General features: G+C 68.8%; 11 protein-coding genes and 1 pseudogene. 8 read left to right on the top strand and 4 right to left on the bottom strand.

Features of this window, described 5'->3' with window-relative positions; genetic code table 11:
* Positions 1-11: 11 nt before the first annotated feature.
* Positions 12-578: pseudogene (locus ACFYZS_RS14850) on the bottom strand (AAA family ATPase); the annotation flags it as partial.
* Positions 579-1,086: 508 nt separating this feature from the next.
* Between ACFYZS_RS14850 and ACFYZS_RS14855 the strand changes: the two are divergent.
* The gene (locus ACFYZS_RS14855; protein ID WP_389011421.1) at positions 1,087-1,920 is read left to right on the top strand and encodes a class II glutamine amidotransferase; all 834 of its coding nucleotides are present in this window, start codon (positions 1,087-1,089) and stop codon (positions 1,918-1,920) included.
* Positions 1,921-1,924: 4 nt separating this feature from the next.
* Here ACFYZS_RS14855 and ACFYZS_RS14860 read toward each other — a convergent pair whose 3' ends face one another.
* Positions 1,925-2,899 (bottom strand): hypothetical protein, encoded by a 975-nt coding sequence (locus ACFYZS_RS14860; RefSeq protein ID WP_389011424.1) that lies wholly within the window; start codon positions 2,897-2,899, stop codon positions 1,925-1,927.
* A gap of 652 nt (positions 2,900-3,551) precedes the next feature.
* Between ACFYZS_RS14860 and ACFYZS_RS14865 the strand changes: the two genes are divergently transcribed.
* From ACFYZS_RS14865 to ACFYZS_RS14890, 6 genes are read left to right on the top strand one after another with little or no spacing between them, the layout of a single operon-like run.
* Entirely contained in the window at positions 3,552-6,113 is a 2,562-nt protein-coding gene (locus tag ACFYZS_RS14865; RefSeq protein WP_389011427.1) for a Z1 domain-containing protein, read from the top strand.
* Positions 6,110-7,135, top strand: a complete 1,026-nt coding sequence (locus ACFYZS_RS14870; RefSeq protein ID WP_389011430.1) for a PD-(D/E)XK motif protein — start codon at positions 6,110-6,112, stop codon at positions 7,133-7,135. The genes ACFYZS_RS14865 and ACFYZS_RS14870 overlap by 4 nt, the downstream gene beginning before the upstream one ends.
* Positions 7,132-9,069 carry a hypothetical protein gene (locus tag ACFYZS_RS14875; protein WP_389011433.1) on the top strand — a complete coding sequence of 646 codons (1,938 nt, stop codon included), beginning with the start codon at positions 7,132-7,134 and terminating at the stop codon, positions 9,067-9,069. The genes ACFYZS_RS14870 and ACFYZS_RS14875 overlap by 4 nt, the downstream gene beginning before the upstream one ends.
* On the top strand, positions 9,066-9,962 hold the full coding sequence (locus tag ACFYZS_RS14880; protein ID WP_389011436.1) for a hypothetical protein: 897 nt from the start codon (positions 9,066-9,068) through the stop codon (positions 9,960-9,962). Before ACFYZS_RS14875 ends, ACFYZS_RS14880 begins: the two co-directional genes overlap by 4 nt.
* Positions 9,959-11,791, top strand: a complete 1,833-nt coding sequence (locus ACFYZS_RS14885) for a DUF6339 family protein (RefSeq protein WP_389011439.1) — start codon at positions 9,959-9,961, stop codon at positions 11,789-11,791. The genes ACFYZS_RS14880 and ACFYZS_RS14885 overlap by 4 nt, the downstream gene beginning before the upstream one ends.
* A 10-nt stretch (positions 11,792-11,801) precedes the next feature.
* A complete protein-coding gene (locus ACFYZS_RS14890; protein WP_389011442.1) occupies positions 11,802-13,154 on the top strand; it encodes a DNA cytosine methyltransferase in 1,353 nt (450 codons plus the stop codon).
* 67 nt (positions 13,155-13,221) lie between these two features.
* Here the strand turns inward: ACFYZS_RS14890 and ACFYZS_RS14895 are convergent, their stop codons facing one another.
* A complete protein-coding gene (locus tag ACFYZS_RS14895) occupies positions 13,222-14,388 on the bottom strand; it encodes a glutamate--cysteine ligase (protein ID WP_389011445.1) in 1,167 nt (388 codons plus the stop codon).
* A gap of 250 nt (positions 14,389-14,638) precedes the next feature.
* Between ACFYZS_RS14895 and ACFYZS_RS14900 the strand changes: the two genes are divergently transcribed.
* A complete protein-coding gene (locus ACFYZS_RS14900) occupies positions 14,639-15,913 on the top strand; it encodes an MFS transporter (RefSeq protein WP_389011448.1) in 1,275 nt (424 codons plus the stop codon).
* Positions 15,914-15,980: 67 nt separating this feature from the next.
* Here the strand turns inward: ACFYZS_RS14900 and ACFYZS_RS14905 are convergent, their stop codons facing one another.
* Positions 15,981-16,625 carry a hypothetical protein gene (locus ACFYZS_RS14905; RefSeq protein WP_389011452.1) on the bottom strand — a complete coding sequence of 215 codons (645 nt, stop codon included), beginning with the start codon at positions 16,623-16,625 and terminating at the stop codon, positions 15,981-15,983.
* Positions 16,626-16,660 lie beyond the last annotated feature (35 nt).

A 16,660-nucleotide genomic window follows, 5' to 3' on the forward strand; every position in this document is an offset into this window, starting at 1 on the left:
TTTACGGCTTTGCGTAGCAGATCTGTCGGGTTGTTTGAGTAGAAACGTCCGGGAGACATGGTTGCCAGGCGGTCCTGGACGTCGATCAGATCGAGCGACGAGGGCAGGAGATCCACCTTCCTCACTTCGTCGATCGGGGAGACGCGACGCTGGAGGGCGTTCGCGATGTCGAACCTCGACTCTTCGTCTTCTGGTCGAAGGGCGTCCTTGAATAGGGTCGCCAGGGTCCGGTCCTTGTCGTTGAGCCGCTTCCACTTCTCCTCTCCGATGAGCACGGTGGTGAGGTTGGTCTGCGGGTCGAGGTCAATTACCAGGACCCTCTTGTTGAACTCGGCAGACAGGAACTCCGCAAGCGCAACGGTTGTGGTGGTCTTACCGACCCCACCCTTCAGATTGATCGTCGAGATGATGTAGGCCATGTGCTTCTTCCTCCGCTTGAGGTAGCGGCGGATCTGGCTGGCGTGGAAGACCGGACCGCTGCGCAGAGCCGCGATCGGGGCAGGAAAGCGCCCATCGCGGTTGCGCCAGTTGGCTACGACTGTTCGACCGACACCTGCCATCTGTGCAACTTCGAACATTCCTACGAGCTCGTCGGCCGGCTCACCTACGCTCGGCAAGACCCCCCCTTGTGAATGAAGCTCACGCGAGCCGTCTCAGCGTGAAAACCGTTCACGGCCCAGTCAAGGCTGTGGAGTGGCGCTACACCCCAACGAGTGAAGAGCAAGTGAGCCTGGGATGGGTGGAGTTCGCGATTTCGGCCTGCTTTCGGGGCGAGCAGGGCGGGCGCGGTGCCACGGGTTCTCGGGCGGGTGGCCGGCTGACCCCTTGCGCTGGCTGCGCGGCCAGGCGTTCGGCCCTCCGTCGCCAAGGAGCATGCCGCCAACCTTGTTCGCGTGGCGATCACCAGGGGTTGGGCCGACCATGGGCATCAGGGGTTCGCGGAGCGGTGGCGGGCGGAATGCGACACGTGGCGGTTCTCCCCGAGGAGCGGGGAAGACCCCGGTTCCGAGTGTCTGACAGCGCTGGAGTCTGCTCCTCGAAACCGCCGCCGGACCGCGCCGGAGAACGAGGAACAGGTGGTCGCCCATGTGCCGATGGCTCGCGTACTCAGGTTCGCCTCTTCTGCTCGACACCATTCTCTACAAGCCGGCGCACTCGCTGATCGATCAGAGCCTGCACTCGAGACTCGGTGTGGAGACGACGAACGGCGACGGCTTCGGCATCGGGTGGTACACGGATCACGCCAGTACCCCGGCGGTCCTGCGGGACGTGGGGCCCGCCTGGAACAACCGCAACCTGCGCGAGATCGCCGATCACGTCGAGTCCTCGCTGTTCTTCGCCCACATCCGGGCCTCGACCGGAACGGCCGTGCAGCAGACGAACTGCCACCCCTTCCGGCACGGCCGCTGGCTGTGGATGCACAACGGGTCCATCGCCGACTTCCACCTCATACGCCGGGAGCTCTGCCTGCTCGTCGACCCCGCGCTGTTCTTCGACATCGAGGGGACGACGGACTCCGAAGTGATGTTCTACCTCGCCGTCACCTTCGGCCTGGACGAGGACCCGCCGGGCGCCGTGGCGCGGATGGCCGGAGTCGTGGAGCGCGTCGGCCGCGAGCAGGGCGTGGAGTTCCCGCTGCAGATGACGGTGGCCGTGAGCGACGGTGAGAGCGTCTGGGCCTTCCGGTACTCCAGCCAGGGGCAGTCCAGGTCGCTGTTCTACAGCAGCCGCGTCGACAGCCTGCGCAAGCTGCACCCCGACATGGCGTTCCTGCAGGAGGTCTCGGACGAGACCCGCCTCGTCGTCTCCGAGCCCCTCGGCGATCTGCCCGGTGCCTGGAACGAGGTGCCGGAGAGCAGCTACGGCGTCGTACGGCCGGGAGCGGACGCGTTGTTCCCCTTCACCCCCCAAGCGGCCTGAGCCGTCAGGGGCAGGCGGCGGCCGGATCGTCGTGGACGAGGGCGCAGGCCATCTGTGCGCCGCGCCCGTGATCGGGGTACGCCGTGAGCAGCTCGGCCTTGAAGTCGTTCCACTGGCGGGTGAGTTCGGCGGTGGCCCCGGCGGTCGCGCGGCGGAAGTTGTCGCCCGTCTTCGCGCGCGCGGACGCGGCCGTGTCCTTGTTCAGGGTGAGGTTGTGGGCGACACGGCCTTCGCAGTCGGCGGGTTTGACGCCGGTGGAATCGAAGTCGGGGTAGCAGCCGGTCGCGAGGTCCGCGGGGATGCCCTCGCGTGCCTGCCGGGTCCAGTCGGCGTCCGCCATGGCGATGTAGCGGCGGATGTCGAGGAACGGCGGGTGGTCCGTGCGCTCCAGGCCGGGCGGGTTGCCCAGGCCGATGGGACCGGCCGCGGGCCGGTCGCTCCAGTTGGAGTGCGCGTAGAAGTCCTCGATCTGGTGCCAGCCGCGGCCGAGCTGTTCGAGGACGGCGCACTTGGCCCGCCCGGGCTTCTCGTCCCAGGTGCAGGGGGTGGACAGGTCGCTCTGGTCGGCTCGTACCCTGCCGTCGGCGTCGACGAGCCCCTCGGCGGCCCGGACCGCGTTGCGGAAGCGGGCGACGGAGGTGCGGATGCAGGCGAGGAGCTCCGTGGTCGCCTCGTCCCGGGTGCGGGGGTAGCCGGCGGAGTACCGGGGGGCGAGGTAGTCGGCGTTGTCGCAGTGCAGGGTGCCGACGTCGAAGTAGGGGCGGCGGTCGTTGGCGTTGACCGCCCCGTCGTGGGCGTCGGCCATCGCGGTCAGCGTGACGGGCTCCCAGGGCAGTGCCGCCCGGGTGATGTCCTCGTGGTTGGCGCCGGTGAAGGCGTGGGCGGCGCCGCTCGGCAGGACGGTCAGGGCGGCCGCCAGGACCGCCGCGAAGGCCGCGGGGGCGGACCGGGGTCTGCCGGGGACCGGGAGAGGGGACATGGGGGGCTCCAGGTGTACGGGCAGAACGGCGCGGGCGGGCAGGCGTGCCTCGCCGCCCCTCGGCCGGCGACGCCCGCGGTGATCGCCCCGGTCCGGCGGCGGGAGGGGCCGCGGGAGGACGGCCCCACTCCCATGCTGCGCGCCCGGCCCCGGCCCCGCATGCCCGCGGTGCGGCCTCGGCGCACCCTCTGTGCAGGAGGCCCCGCAGGGTAGCCGGCGAAGCAGTGCCTGAGGATTCCGTTGACTGCCCAGGCCGCGCCCCCTGCCTGTCTCCCCGTCGACGACGGCGAGTGCTCCTTTCGCAAACCCCGCCAACCTGCTTAAGGCTGCCCGGCTGATCGCTTCACGTGCGGCTTCCGCGCCGGCACCGTCACCGACGCCGCCGGGACGTCTGGGTATGGTCGAACTTTTGTCGTTTTATGGAGGGTATTTTCTGATTTGCGGCATGCCGGTGGCCACCCTGAGCGGTGGATCATGGCTGAGAACCTGTGCGGCAAGACGGATTCGCTCAATAATGTGTGACGTTGCATGAGGGTGCTACGTCGGTGCGCTCTTCGGGGCGCCCGCGTCGTTCACTGAACAACCGTGGAGGCGGAAGGGCCCCGAGGACCCCACCGGCCAAAACGAGCGAGAACCGGGGGCGGTCGAGGCCATGACCGATGAGTTCAACGACAACTATGAGACGTTCGTGGCCCTCCTCGATCGTTTCCCTCCGGTTGAGGCTGTGAAGCGGTTGGAGGCATTCGGCGTCAGCCAGGACGTCATGCAGCGCATCCGTGAGCGGCACGAAGCCGACACGATCCGGATCAAGGAGCTTGAGGAGCCGCAGTCCGTGGTCCTCGGCAACCGGGACACCTGGTACACAGGGCCGCAGCCGGGTGACAAGTACTGGCCGGCGATCGCCGAACTGCTCCGGAAGGATGGTTGGCCGCAGGAACCCGCGATCCGGAGTCTCGACGACTCCTCCACGCGGATCACCTCCCTTCTCAATCACCCCAAGGAACGGGCCTTCACCACGAAGGGTCTGGTCGTCGGCTACGTCCAGTCGGGCAAGACGACCAGCTTCACCTCGGTCATGGCCAAGGCGGCGGATCGTGGCTACAAGCTGTTCATCGTCCTCGCCGGCATCCACAACGGCCTCCGGCGGCAGACCCAGGCTCGGCTCGTCCAGCAGCTGGTGGAACCGAACCCCTCTCGGTGGTCCCAGCTGACGGGGCTCGACAGGGATTTCACGCCGCTGCAGAATCCTGCGGCCTACTTCGGCAGCAGCAACAACACCCATGTCCTGTGCGTGGTCAAGAAGAACGCGACGGTGCTGCGCAAGCTGTCCCGATGGCTGGAGAGCGCCTCGGACTACCTCAAGGACTGCCCGGCGCTGATCATCGATGACGAGGCCGACCAGGCGACGGTGGCGACGAAATCGATCAACCCACTCATCCTGTCCATCATGAAGTCTTTGCCGAAGTCCGCCTACGTGGGCTACACGGCCTCACCCTTTGCGAACCTCCTCATCGATCCGAGCAGCCGGGACCTCTATCCCGAGCACTTCGTCGTCAACCTGCCCAAGCCGAAGGGGCACTTCGGTACGGAGGTCCTGTTCGGCCGCTACGCACTCGACGGTGAGGACCCGAACGAGGTCGACGACGGTCACGACATGATCAGGTCCGTTCCAGAGGATGACGTGCCTTGCGTGCGGCCGATGACACGGGACGAAGTCGAAGGCTTCGAGCCCGTGATCACTGACACGCTGCGACGCGCCGTCGAGTACTTCTGGCTGGTCACGGCAGCTCGGCGGGTACGCGGAACAGGCAACCCGCATAACACGATGCTGATCCACACCAGTGTCAACACCTCTGTCCACAACAGCTTCAGGGAGCCTCTGCTGCACTTGCGAAAGCGTGTTGCACAGTCCCTGGCGGACCCCACAGCCGTCGAAGGACTTCGACGGCTGTGGGAAGAGGAGACCGCTCGTGTCCCGGCCGAGGAGTTCGGCGAGAAGCCCGTGCCGTTCGACGAGCTGCTCCAGGTGTTGCCGGCAGTCCTGGACGACTGCCGGGTCATCATGGACAACTCCAGCAGCGAAGACCGCCTCGACTACGAGAACGGCCCGGTCGTCGCCATCGCGGTAGGCGGCAACACCCTTTCCCGTGGACTCACGCTCGAGGGCCTCTCCGTCAGCTACTTCGTCCGAGCCGTCTCCGCCTACGACACCCTGCTGCAGATGGGTCGTTGGTTCGGCTTCCGCAACGGCTATGCCGATCTGCCCAGGATCTGGATGACGGACGAGCTCGCCGAGTGGTTCCGTCACCTCGCCACGGTGGAGACCGAGATGCGTCGCGACATCGACGTCTACCTGACCGAAAGCGAGGACCCCCTCACCTTCGCCGTACGCCTGCGGACCCATCCGTCGCTGAGGGTGACCGCGGCCGCGAAAATGCGCGATGCCGTCACGGCTGCCTCCTCCTACAGCGGCCGGCGCGTGCAGACCCACTACTTCCAGACCGACGCGGCGTGGCTGCGCCGGAATGCCGAGGCCGCACACATGCTGGTCGAGGCATCGGTGGCCACTTCCGTGCGGGCCGATGAATGCCCCGAGGACGGCCGGTACGTTTTCCGTGACGTACCTCACGAGAGGGTCGTCGACTTCCTGCAAACTTACAAGTTCCACGAGGACTCCCCGGAGAACGACGCCGACCTGATCGTCGGATACATCCGCAAGCGGGTCTCGAACGCCGGTTCCTTGGGACGGTGGAACGTTGCTGTCATCGGCAATCCGGTCGGGGAGAAGGACTACACCTTTGGGCCCGACGTGACCGTCGGCCGCATCACTCGTGCCCGCCTCAAGAGCAAGGGTGCCAAGGACGGCACGGCGGACATCAAGACGCTGATGAGCCGCCGCGATGCGGCCGTCGACCTGACCGGGGAGACCTCACGACTCAACGAGGCGGGCATCAAGGAACTGCGGAAGGCCCAGGCGCCGGACACCGGTCTCCTGGTGCTGTACCCGATCGACAAGGACTCCGAGCCGCACCCCTCCAAGGAGGGGTCACGTGAGGCGCTGGGGGCCGAGGAACACGTGATCGGCGTCGGACTCGTGTTCCCCGAGTCGGTGGGCAAGGACAGCACCGTGGAGAAGTACATCTCCGCCAAGCTCCCCGTGGGTCTGCTGGAAGAGGAGGACGTGTTCAGTCTCCTCGAGGGCGATGACACGTGAGCGAGGAGGCATTCCGTCGGGTCATGGCGCAGAGTTGGGTGCGGCTGGAGGCCGAGGCACCCACAGGCGACGGGCGTCTGCGTGTCGACCCGCTTCCGGTCGACGTCGTCCATGGACCGCTCGTGGTCGGGATCGACTACGAGGGTCGACGCCACATCCTGATACCGATCCCGTCCGACAGGCGGCTGCGCGCCGGTCTCGACGGTCCGGGTCTGCGTCTGCGCAAGCGGCCGTTGGAGGACGAGGAGGCGTATCAGTTCTACGCAGATCTCTCTTGCCTGCGCGACGACCTGGGTGATCTGTTCACCGAGTTGTGTGTCGACATCATGAGCGCCGCGCAGGAACTGCCCGAGAACCCGGTCAAAGCGTTGTACCGCGTGTTGGACCGGTGGCGGTCCCTCTTCCGCACGCAGGGGACGCTGCTTGGGCCGGACCAACTCGCGGGTCTGTTCGGCGAACTCGCCGTGCTGCACCGGCTGCTGGAGTTGGACCCGAGCGCACACCGTCTGTGGTCGGGTCCTGAAGGCCACCGCCACGACTTCTCCGGTGCGACCGATGCCGTCGAGGTGAAGACGAGCACGGCCGATGAGGGCAGGCGAGCCCGGATACACGGCCTCGACCAGCTCGAAGCGCCCACGGGCGGGCAACTGTCGCTCGTATGGATGGGGCTGCGGCGCGCGGCCGGCCCCACCGTAGGGGAGACCGTCCCCGGGCTCGTCGATCGACTGCTGCGTCTGTGCGACGACGAGAGTGCCCTTCTCGACTCGCTGGCCCGTGTCGGATATCGCGTGACAGACGCCGAGAGATACCAGGACGTTCGGTTCGCCGTGCGCGAGGAGCGGTGGTACCGGGTGGGCCCGGAGTTCCCAGGACTGACCGCGCAGGCGCTCATGGCGGCCGGCGTGCCCGTGTCCGTGCTGGACGTCTCCTACACCGTCGACCTGTCGGGCGCGGTCCCTCTTCCCATGCAACCGTCCGAGGTCTCCCGGGCGGTCGAGAGTCTGTTGCAGGGAGCCGCGTGATGCAGCCGTCCTGGTACTCACAGCCGTACCCGCCGGAAGGTGCGAGCGCCGCCGAAGGCATCCGTAATCAGCTGGGTCGCCCCGAACTGGACCTCCTCACCATCCTGGTGCGCGAGTCGGCGCAGAACAGTTGGGACGCTCGCCCGCTCGACTCCTCCGCGCCGATCGACTACGGGATCGACCTGTGGACGGTCGGCCCCGGGCACGCCGAGGCCTGGCGGCGCATGCTCCTCAACGGTGCGCCGGCCGGAGCGGAGCGTTTCCCCCTCCGGGACACCCTCAAGCAGGGTTCGATCCGCGTGCTCGCCGTATCCGACCGAGGCACACGAGGTCTGGGCGGGCCCACCCGAGCCGACGCGGCGGTGGGGCCCGACCGAGACTTCGTCAACTTCATCCGCAACATCGGCGAGCCCCGCGACACACCTCTGGGTGGCGGGACGTACGGCTTCGGCAAGGGCATCTTCTTCCTGTTGTCCCGTCCGGGTACCGTCCTGGTGCACTCGCGGTGCCGGACCGTGCAGGGCGCCGAGACGCGGCTCATCGGCTGCACGCTGTACAAGAGCTACACGGGGGCCGAGCCCGGGGGGAGTCGGCGCTACACGGGGCGACACTGGTGGGGCGACACGTCCGGTGACGTGGTGGAGCCGCTTGTCGGATCCGAGGCCGAGTCCGTCGCGCACCGTCTTGGACTCAAGCCGTTCGGTCCGGACGAGACCGGCACGACGATCGTCGTCGTCGACCCGGACCTCGACGAACTCAAGCCGATGGAGGCCACCTCGTACCTGGCCGACTCACTCGCCTGGCACCTGTGGCCCAAGATGATCTCCGTCGGTGGCGAGCCGCCGGCCATGCGTTTCTCCGTGTCGTGCGACGGCGTTCCACAGCCGGTGCCGGACCCTCGACAGACTCGTCCGCTCAACTTGTTCGTCGCCGCATACGAGAACATGGTGGGACCCGGCGGCAGCCGGTTGGAGTGCAAGAGTCCCAAGCGGTATCTGGGACGCCTCGGATTGGTCAAGCGGGTCCTACCACCATTGGAACCGACGCGCGCCTCTCGACTGATGGACGTCGAGGATCTCGTCCACCACGTGTGTCTCATGCGTCCCGCCGAACTCGTCGTCACCTATCGCCGGGGACCGAAGCCGCCGAGCGAGAACCAGGGGTACGCGGGCGTCTTTCGTGCCGACGTGAGCATGGACGAGGTCTACGCGAAGGCCGAGCCTCCCACACACGACGCGTGGCATCCGCAGTCGCTCTCGTACCCGGAGAGCACTTTCGTGAAGACGACGTTCACCCGCATCGATGAGGCACTCGAGGGTCTCCTCAGTCTGCACGGCACTGTCCGACCGGGTGCGAGCAGCGTTGCCCTCGGAGCGGCGAGCAGCCACTTCTCCGGGCTGGTGGGAGGGACCTGGGGTGTTGGCGGGGCGACCGATTACGGGAAGCCCGGCAGCACGGCCGTCCATGATCCGCGGCGCCGCAAGCCGGAGGCGGACTCCTCGCCGTCCCCGGACGGCAGGTCGTCCTCGACCGCGGTCGGCAACGCTTCACGCTCAGGCGCAACCGCTGCCGGGGACACTGGGACGCCATCGCGCCGACGACCACGGGTGGAGTACGTCGGCGAGCCCTACTACGAGGATCGCGGTGCCGACTCGCTGCTTGTCCAAGAGTTCCGACTGCCGGTTCCCGGGCAGCAACGGGTCAGGATCGAACTGGCCGTCGTGCTCCCCGGGGCCGGGGTCCGCGAGACCGATCCGCCCGTGGGCGCGAGCATGCCGACGTTGATCGGTTGGCAGGACAATGAAGAGCGGTTCCACGAGCCGGAGGACTGTGTGATCGAGGGCGGCAACGGCGTCTGGCGAGCCCTCGTGAGGCCCGCAGCCGACACGATGACCGAGATCGGTGTCCGTGTCGAGGCGGTGACAGGCCCGTGAGCAGGCGCGTTCTGCCGTACCGCGTTCCGCCCGAGGACGTCGTGAGCGCCGAGGGGTGGCGCCGTGTGGTCGAGGACGGCGAGCTGCCGCTTTCGGACGCGCTGCCGGACTGGGACTACGGCATGGACCTGCACGTGGTCAGGGTCGTGCGGGTCGACCTGGATCGTGCCCGTGCCGGGTCGGGCCTCCCCGCCGACGCGCCGCTCATGTTGTCCACGGTGTGGACCGCCACCGGGTCCAGGCTCAGCGGGCCCGCGCGACAGGTGCGGCTGACGGACTCCGGGGTCGTCTCCGTCCCGATCGACGTCCGTCTCCGTGGTGAGGACCTGGGCGGCGTGGTCCGTCTGGACACGGCACTGCTCCTGGCCGACCATCTCGACTTCGCACGACCTGCCGCGCCGCGCCGTGCAGGGTCGGTGCTGTGGAGCGACCGTGCGTCGGTACGACTCCAGGGTGATGCGCCTCAGTACCCCATGGCGGTGATCGATTTCGCCCGCACGTCGTTTCCCGAAGGGGCTGCGTGGCACCTGCAGATCAGCGGAGGCCTCGAGAGCGCCACCATGGGCTCGCTGCTGTTGCTCGTCAACGAGCGCAATGCGGTGACGACCACCGCCTTCCGGAACGCGGGCCGCCCCCGGCCTGTCGACCGCGTGGTGCTCTCCGCCGTGTACGCGGACGTGGCGCGCGTGATGATCGAGCACGGACTCAACAGCGACGACTTCGCCGATGAGGCGGACTTTCCCGAGGGATCGCTCGGCTCCACTCTGCTGGGTCTCTTCGACAGGCTCTTCCCCGGGCAATCGATCACGGATGTCCGGCTACGCCGACTTCAGGCGCCGGCGCTGTTCGCCTCGGATCTCCAGGCGGCGGTCAGAATCTTCGAGGTTGCATGATGAGTTTCCTCTACCCCCGGCTGCTCTCCGCGCAGGCCAAGCCCCTCTTCGAGGGGTACGCGCGACTGGAGATTTCGGAGCTGACCGGCCGCGTGGCCGATGCTCACGACGCGGCGGTCTACGTGGCCACCGGCGGGGACCGGGTACCGAACGCCCGACTGCGCGAACTGCGCGAACTCGTCGTGGGCCTGGCGGAGCAGGCGGGATTTCCGGGTGAAAGCGACCGGACCCGCAGGGCGCAGTTCGACCTGAAGCTGGCCGTCCTCCTGCACAAGGAGATGGACATGGTGCCGGCCGAGGCGGCTGCGCCCGATGTCTGGGCCTTCCTCGCCCTGGTGCTTTTGCCCGATGTCGCCTTCTGGCGCTATCCGAAGCCGCCGGGGGACCGCGTCCTCGGCACCGACCTGACCCGGCACGTGCTGGGGCGACTGTGGTGGCGGGCGCAACTCGTCCATTCCCCCGACCGTCCCGAGCCGTACGACGCCCTCGACATCCTCGGAGAGGCGGCGTTCGACCAGATTTACGCGCGTCGGGCGGCTCTGGGCGGGAGTGCTCATCTCGTCCGGGCGATCTTGCGGGTTTGGAGTGGGCTCGACCTCACCACCGTCACCGAGCGTGACACTCTCCGTGACTTCCTCAAGAGACTGCTCAGGCTGGCGCCGTTCGTCCTCTTCGACGGGGTGGAGGAAGACGCCTTGGACGAAGAGCTGCGCAGGGTGGCCATGGAAGCCGTCGAGGCTCAACGTGGTGTCGGCGGGATGGGAGCGGGGTCCGTGGCCCATGCGGGCAGCCTCGCCGTGGCAGCCGCCTCGCCCGAATCCGGAGCATCGATGCACCCCGGCTTGCCTCGACAGGATCGCCGGGTCCCGGCCACCCCTCGCCGCTTCACATCAGTGGAGATCTGCGCGGGCGCGGGCGCCCAGGCCCTCGGCCTCGAGCGCGCGGGGTTCGATCCGGTCGTCCTGATCGACAGCAAGGCCGATGCGTGCTTCACGATCGACCTCAATCGGCCTGCCTGGGACGTCATCTGCATGGACCTGAGTCACTTTCGGCCGGAGGAACGTCCGGAGATCCTCGGCGTCGATCTCGTGAGCGGTGGACTACCGCGGGTGAAGTCCTCCGCCACCGTCGGCCGCGCCGAGGACAACGAGGAAAGGAACGTGCTGAACCGCGCCGTGCAACTGGCGCTCCAGATAAGGCCGAAGGCCATCCTGCTGGAGAACCTGCCGGAACTGGTGGAGGGCGAGAATTTCGCCGAAGAGCGCCGGTGGATGGAGGCCGAGCTGCTGAGCATGGGGTATCTCCCGCGATGGCGCGTCCTGAACGCCGCGGACTTCGGGGTGCCGCAGAACCGAAACAGTGGCTTCCTCGTGGCTCTGCGCCGCGAGTACGCCGCCGGCTTCGTCTGGCCCGAGCCGGACCACGAGGTTCCTCCGACCGTCGGTGATGTCCTCGGCCCGTCCATGGCCCGCGGCGGGTGGCCGGGGGCGGCGCAATGGATCAAGGAGGCCGACCGGATCGCGCCCGCTCTCGTCGGCGGCTCGGAGCGACGGGGCGGAGCCGATCTGGGGCCGACGGGAAGCAAGAAGGCGTGGGCCACCCTTCGGGTCAACGGGACAAGCCTCGGCGACGGCGTTCCCGACGACACATTCCCCGAGGACGGCTCGCCGCGACTGACCCTGGACCAGGCCGCACTGATCCAGGCCTTCCCGGAGGACTGGCGCTTCTCTGGCGGCAAGACGTCCCAGTACCGGCAGATCGGCCATGCCATGCCCCCGCCGCTCGCGGCCGCCGTCGGGCGGGCCATCGCAGCGGCTCTCCACGACTAGGATCACCCCTATGCGCGAACCCCGTCCCCACAACTCCGACCCGATCACCGTCGTTGACCTCTTCTCCGGCTGTGGCGGCTTCACCCAGGGGTTCCACGAATTCCGGCCCGGCGGAGCTACCGACGGGGGGCCGGTCTTCCACAGCCTCGCGGCCGTAGAGCACAACAGGGCCGCCGCCGCGACGTACGCTGCGAACTTCGGCAGCGGCCGGACCGACACGAGCCTGCCGCAGGCGCGGGTGCACGTCGGTCCGATCGAGGAGTGGGAACCGACGGCGGCCGAGTACGACGTGGACGTGGTGGTCGGCGGTCCGCCCTGCCAGGGGTTCTCCGCCCTGAATCGGGACAAGAAGGGCGCGGAACGCAATCGCCTCTGGGAGGAATACGTACGGGTCGTCCGCACGATTCGCCCCAAGGTCTTCGTGATCGAAAACGTCGTGGACTTCGTGAAGTCCGACGAGTTCCTCAACCTGCTCGGAGAGGTGGGGGCGGGTGGCCAGCTGGAGGACTATGTGCTGGTCGATCCGCCTGGGCACCAGCTCGGCGAAAAGGCGGAGGTGAAGAACAAGCGCTATGTCCTGAATTCGGCGGATCACGGCGCCGTCCAGGCGCGTAAGCGCGCCATCGTCATCGGGGTCCGACGTGATGCTGTTAAGGACCGGCGGATGTCCTATCCGGTCGCGACGCACAAGCAGCCGCCGAAAAGCGTCAAGGGTGACGGCGTGCAGACTCTCGACGGCCTCGATGACGCCGTCGACCATTGGCGACCCGTCGGCAGTGTCTTTGCCGAATCGAAGAAGCTCTCCATCCGGGGGACCGAACTCCCGAACAGGGAGAAGCGTATCGCCGAGATCGGCTCCGAGATCGCGGGCACTTTCAGCACGACCGAGTTGCACATCGGCCGCAATCCAAAGCCTCTTTCGATAGCCCGATACAAGGCAATTCCGCCGGGTGGAAATCGGAAAGACTTGCGGGGAAAGTGGTTCACGCTCGAGGAGAGCGGAGATGTCCAGGTATTCGACGTGCCGAATCCGCCCGGTGTGACGACTCCCGTCGAATACCTCTCGACGGAGAGCTGGGACAGGCACACCAACGGAACGGGCGACGTCATGGGTCGACTGCGTACGAGTGCTCCGTCCGTGACCATTCGGACGGAATTCTTCAAGCCCGAGAAGGGGCGCTACCTCCACCCCACGGAGCTGCGTCCGATCACGCACTACGAGGCGGCGCGCATCCAGGGATTCCCCAGGACGTTCCGTTGGTGCGGGAGCAAGAACGAGATCGCCACCCAGATCGGGAACGCCGTTCCCATCCCGCTCGGAACGGCCATCGCCTCGGCGATCCACGCCTTCCTCCGGGGATAGGCCCACGTTCCGGGCGGTCCTGATAGGCCGCAGGCGAGGGTGAGCCTGCGGCCGCAGGGGGAGCGGGCTAGAAGTTCTCGGTTTCGTCCGCCAAGTGGCGCAGTACGTCGTTCAGGTCCTGGCGGCGGGCGAAGGCCGCGCGCTGGCGGTGGGCGCCCGAGCCGTCGCGCAGGAGGCCTCCCAGGGTTTTGGCCGCGTGGTCGAGTTCGTCCGACGCCGCGAGTTCCGGGGCGACCAGGTCCAGCAGGGCCTCCGCGAGGTCCGCCGCCGGGATCTCCGCTCCCGTGTACGGGTCCAGGCCGAAGCCCTCCAGTCCGTCGTGGGCCGCCCGCCAGCGCGCGAGGCGCAGTACGTCGTCCCGCAGCGCCGGCTCCGGACGCAGCTCGGCGATGTCCCGCAGGGCCGTCGCCACCAGGGCGCGGACCAGCTCCGCCTGGAGGATCGCCGTGTCGATGTCGGGGGACATGTCGGGCGCCCGGATCTCGAGCGTCGGCCAGTGCCCGGACGGGCGCAGGTCCCAATAGACCATCTTCGTGTCCAGGGCCGCCCCGGAGCCGAGCAGGGTCTGCACCGAGCGCCGGAAGTGGGCCGTGGACGTGAAGTGCGGCGGCAGCCCGGCCGAGGGCCAGCCCGACCAGGCCATCGCCCGCCAGCTGGCGTGCCCCGTGTCACGGCCGCCCCAGAACGGCGAATTGGCGGCCATCGCGATCAGCGTCGGCAGCCATGGTCTGACCCGGTTCGACACCGCCACCGCCGTGTCCACGTCGAGGGTCCCGATGTGGATGTGGCGGCCGCAGCTGACCAGGGTGTCGGTCAGCGAGCCGAAGCGGCGGTGCTGCTCGCGCTGGCGCGGCTCGTCGTCGGTCAGGTGCAGCGGCCCCTCCACGGCCACGACCGGCGAGGGCGCGGCCAGCAGCCGACAGCCGTGGGCGCGGGCCGCCCGGGCGAGGGTGCGCCGCAGCGTGGCGAGCTCCGCGCGCAGCACGGGCGCCGAGTCGGCGACGGGGGTGGAGATCTCCACCTGGTAGCGGGTGCCCTCCGGGTGCACTTCGTGGGGCAGGCCGGCGGCGGTGGCCAGGACGAGCGGGGCGGCCGGGACCACCCGGAAGGTGCGGGCGTCGACGAGGAGGAACTCCTCCTCGACCCCCACGGTCAGCGGGGCTGTGAGAGGGGTCGCGTGGACTCCGTTGTCCGCGCTGCCGGTGCTCGTGGTGCTGTTGCCAGGTTCGATCACTACGCCTCCCTGGACATACGAGTCTTTTCATCATGAGCTGAACGGGAGGGGAGGAGCGCACGTCGATTCAGTCAAATGTCGTGTGACAGTGGCGAGTTACCGGCAAGGAACGGCCCGGCCTGAGGCCGCGGATCCGGGTGGGGCGACTGGTGCGCGTGCGGGACCGGGCCGGGCCGCAGGCGGCGCCGCGGCAGGGTTCCCGGCCCGTTAACGCCTGGGGCCGCCGAACACCCGCTGGTTATCATCCGCTGTGACCGGTACGAGCACCCCCACGCCCACACCCGCCCGACGCGCGACGCGGATATTCGCCGACCTGACCCCGCTGCGCACCTCCCCGGACTACCGGCGGCTGTGGGTCGGCAGCACCATCTCCTGGATGGGCCAGGCGATGACCGCCCTCGCGATCTCGCTCCAGGTCTACGACATCACCGGCTCCAGCTTCTCGGTCGGGCTCGTCGGGCTCTTCTCCCTCGTCCCGCTCGTCGTCTTCGGCCTCTACGGCGGGGCCATCGCCGACACCCTCGACCGGCGCAAGCTGGGCCTCTACAGCTCCCTCGGCCTGACGGCCCTGTCGATCGCGCTGGCCGGCGCCGCGCTCCTCGGCTACCACCGGGTCTGGCTGCTGTACTCGGTCGTCGCGCTCCAGGCGGTGTGCGGAGCCCTCAACGGACCCGCCCGCTCCGCGATGATCCCGCGGCTGCTGCCGACCGAGCAGCTGCCCGCCGCCAACGCGCTGAACTCGGTGACGATGACCTCCGGGACGATGATCGGCCCGGTGCTCGGCGGGCTCATCGTCGGCTGGTGGGGCTACCAGGCCGCGTACCTGATCGACGCCGTCACCTTCTGCGCCGCGCTCTACGCCGTGTGGCGGCTGCCCGCGATGCTGCCCGAGCGGGAGGGCGGCAAGCGGGGGCGGGCCTCCGTACTGGACGGACTGCGCTTCCTCGGCACCCGCCCCAACATCCGGATGACCTTCTTCTCCGACCTGGCCGCCATGGTGCTGGCCCAGCCGAAGGCACTGTTCCCGGCCATCGCCGTGCTCTGGTACGGCGGCGACGCCAAGACCGTCGGCCTGCTGGTGGCCGCGCCCGCCGTCGGGGCGCTGCTGGGCGGGCTGTTCTCCGGCTGGCAGGGCCGGATCCGCCGGCACGGGCTGGCGATCCTGATCTCGGTGGCCGCCTGGGGGCTTGCCATCGCCGTCTTCGGGCTCACCCGGAACCTGTGGCTCGGGCTGTTCTTCCTGGCCGCGGCGGGCTGCGCCGACACCATCTCCATGGTGTTCCGCTCCACGATGATGCAGGCCGCGACCCCGGACGAGATGCGCGGGCGCCTGCAGGGCGTGTTCATCGTGGTCGTCGCGGGCGGGCCCCGGCTCGGGGACTTCCTCGCCGGGACCGCCGCCGACCTGACCTCACCGGCCGTGGCGATCACGGGCGGCGGGCTCGGGTGCGTCCTGGTCCTGCTCCTGCTGGCCCTGCGCTGGCGCGGGTTCGCCCGCTACGACGCGAGGACGCCGCAGGCGTAGGCCGGGCCGTGTCCGGCGGGGGCGGCGGATTCGCCGCCCTCCCGCGGGCAGGCCTTCGTACGGCCGCTCACGCCGGTTCCAGGAGTACGGCCGGCAGCGTGCCGCTCACGATCTCCTCCCGGGGCAGCGAGAGGCCGAAGTGGCGCTCCAGCACGCCGAGGGCGGTGCGGTGGACCTCCCGGTCGTCCGCGTCGTCGTCCGTGCCCTCGTCCGCCGGGAGGCCCGCGGCGGTCAGCGCGGCCTGCAGGCGCGAGGCCGTCCCGGGCTCGCCGTCGACCCCGTCGTAGCCCCAGGAGCCGTCCAGGTGCAGGTTGAAGGCACTGAGCAGGACCCCGTCACGGGTGTGCGCGAACTGCGGCGGGACCGGCTTGCCGTTCTCCTCCTCGAACTCCAGGTGGCAGATGTCCACGCCCCCGCGGGAGAGCGGCGGCCTGCCGCCGAACTCGCCCATCCAGCCCCCGTACGCGACCGCGTACGACCACTCGCCGCTGCGGCCGTGGCGCAGGCCGATGTCCTCGTAGTCGACCAGCAGGGCGAGGAGTTCGGCTCCGGTGAGGTCGCCCACCGGTACGGCCGTGTGCTCGGGCCCGTGCACGCTCTCCGCGAGGCGTCCGACGAGCTCCTCCGGGGTGAGCCCGCGGGCCATCACCACGCTGTAGCCGCCGAAGGCGATCGATTGGGGCGCGGCCAGCCAGGTTATTCCGTCCGTCATGACGGACATCCTGGCCGACGCCTCTGACAACGCGG

The organism is Streptomyces sp. NPDC001903 (assembly GCF_042891345.1).
Taxonomy (GTDB): domain Bacteria; phylum Actinomycetota; class Actinomycetes; order Streptomycetales; family Streptomycetaceae; genus Streptomyces.

Coding starts and splice junctions, on each gene's coding strand:
- ACFYZS_RS14855 (WP_389011421.1), top strand. CDS start 1,087: ATGTGCCGATGGCTCGCGTACTCAGGTTCGCCTCTTCTGCTCGACACC.
- ACFYZS_RS14860 (WP_389011424.1), bottom strand. CDS start 2,899: ATGTCCCCTCTCCCGGTCCCCGGCAGACCCCGGTCCGCCCCCGCGGCC.
- ACFYZS_RS14865 (WP_389011427.1), top strand. CDS start 3,552: ATGACCGATGAGTTCAACGACAACTATGAGACGTTCGTGGCCCTCCTC.
- ACFYZS_RS14885 (WP_389011439.1), top strand. CDS start 9,959: ATGATGAGTTTCCTCTACCCCCGGCTGCTCTCCGCGCAGGCCAAGCCC.
- ACFYZS_RS14890 (WP_389011442.1), top strand. CDS start 11,802: ATGCGCGAACCCCGTCCCCACAACTCCGACCCGATCACCGTCGTTGAC.
- ACFYZS_RS14905 (WP_389011452.1), bottom strand. CDS start 16,625: ATGACGGACGGAATAACCTGGCTGGCCGCGCCCCAATCGATCGCCTTC.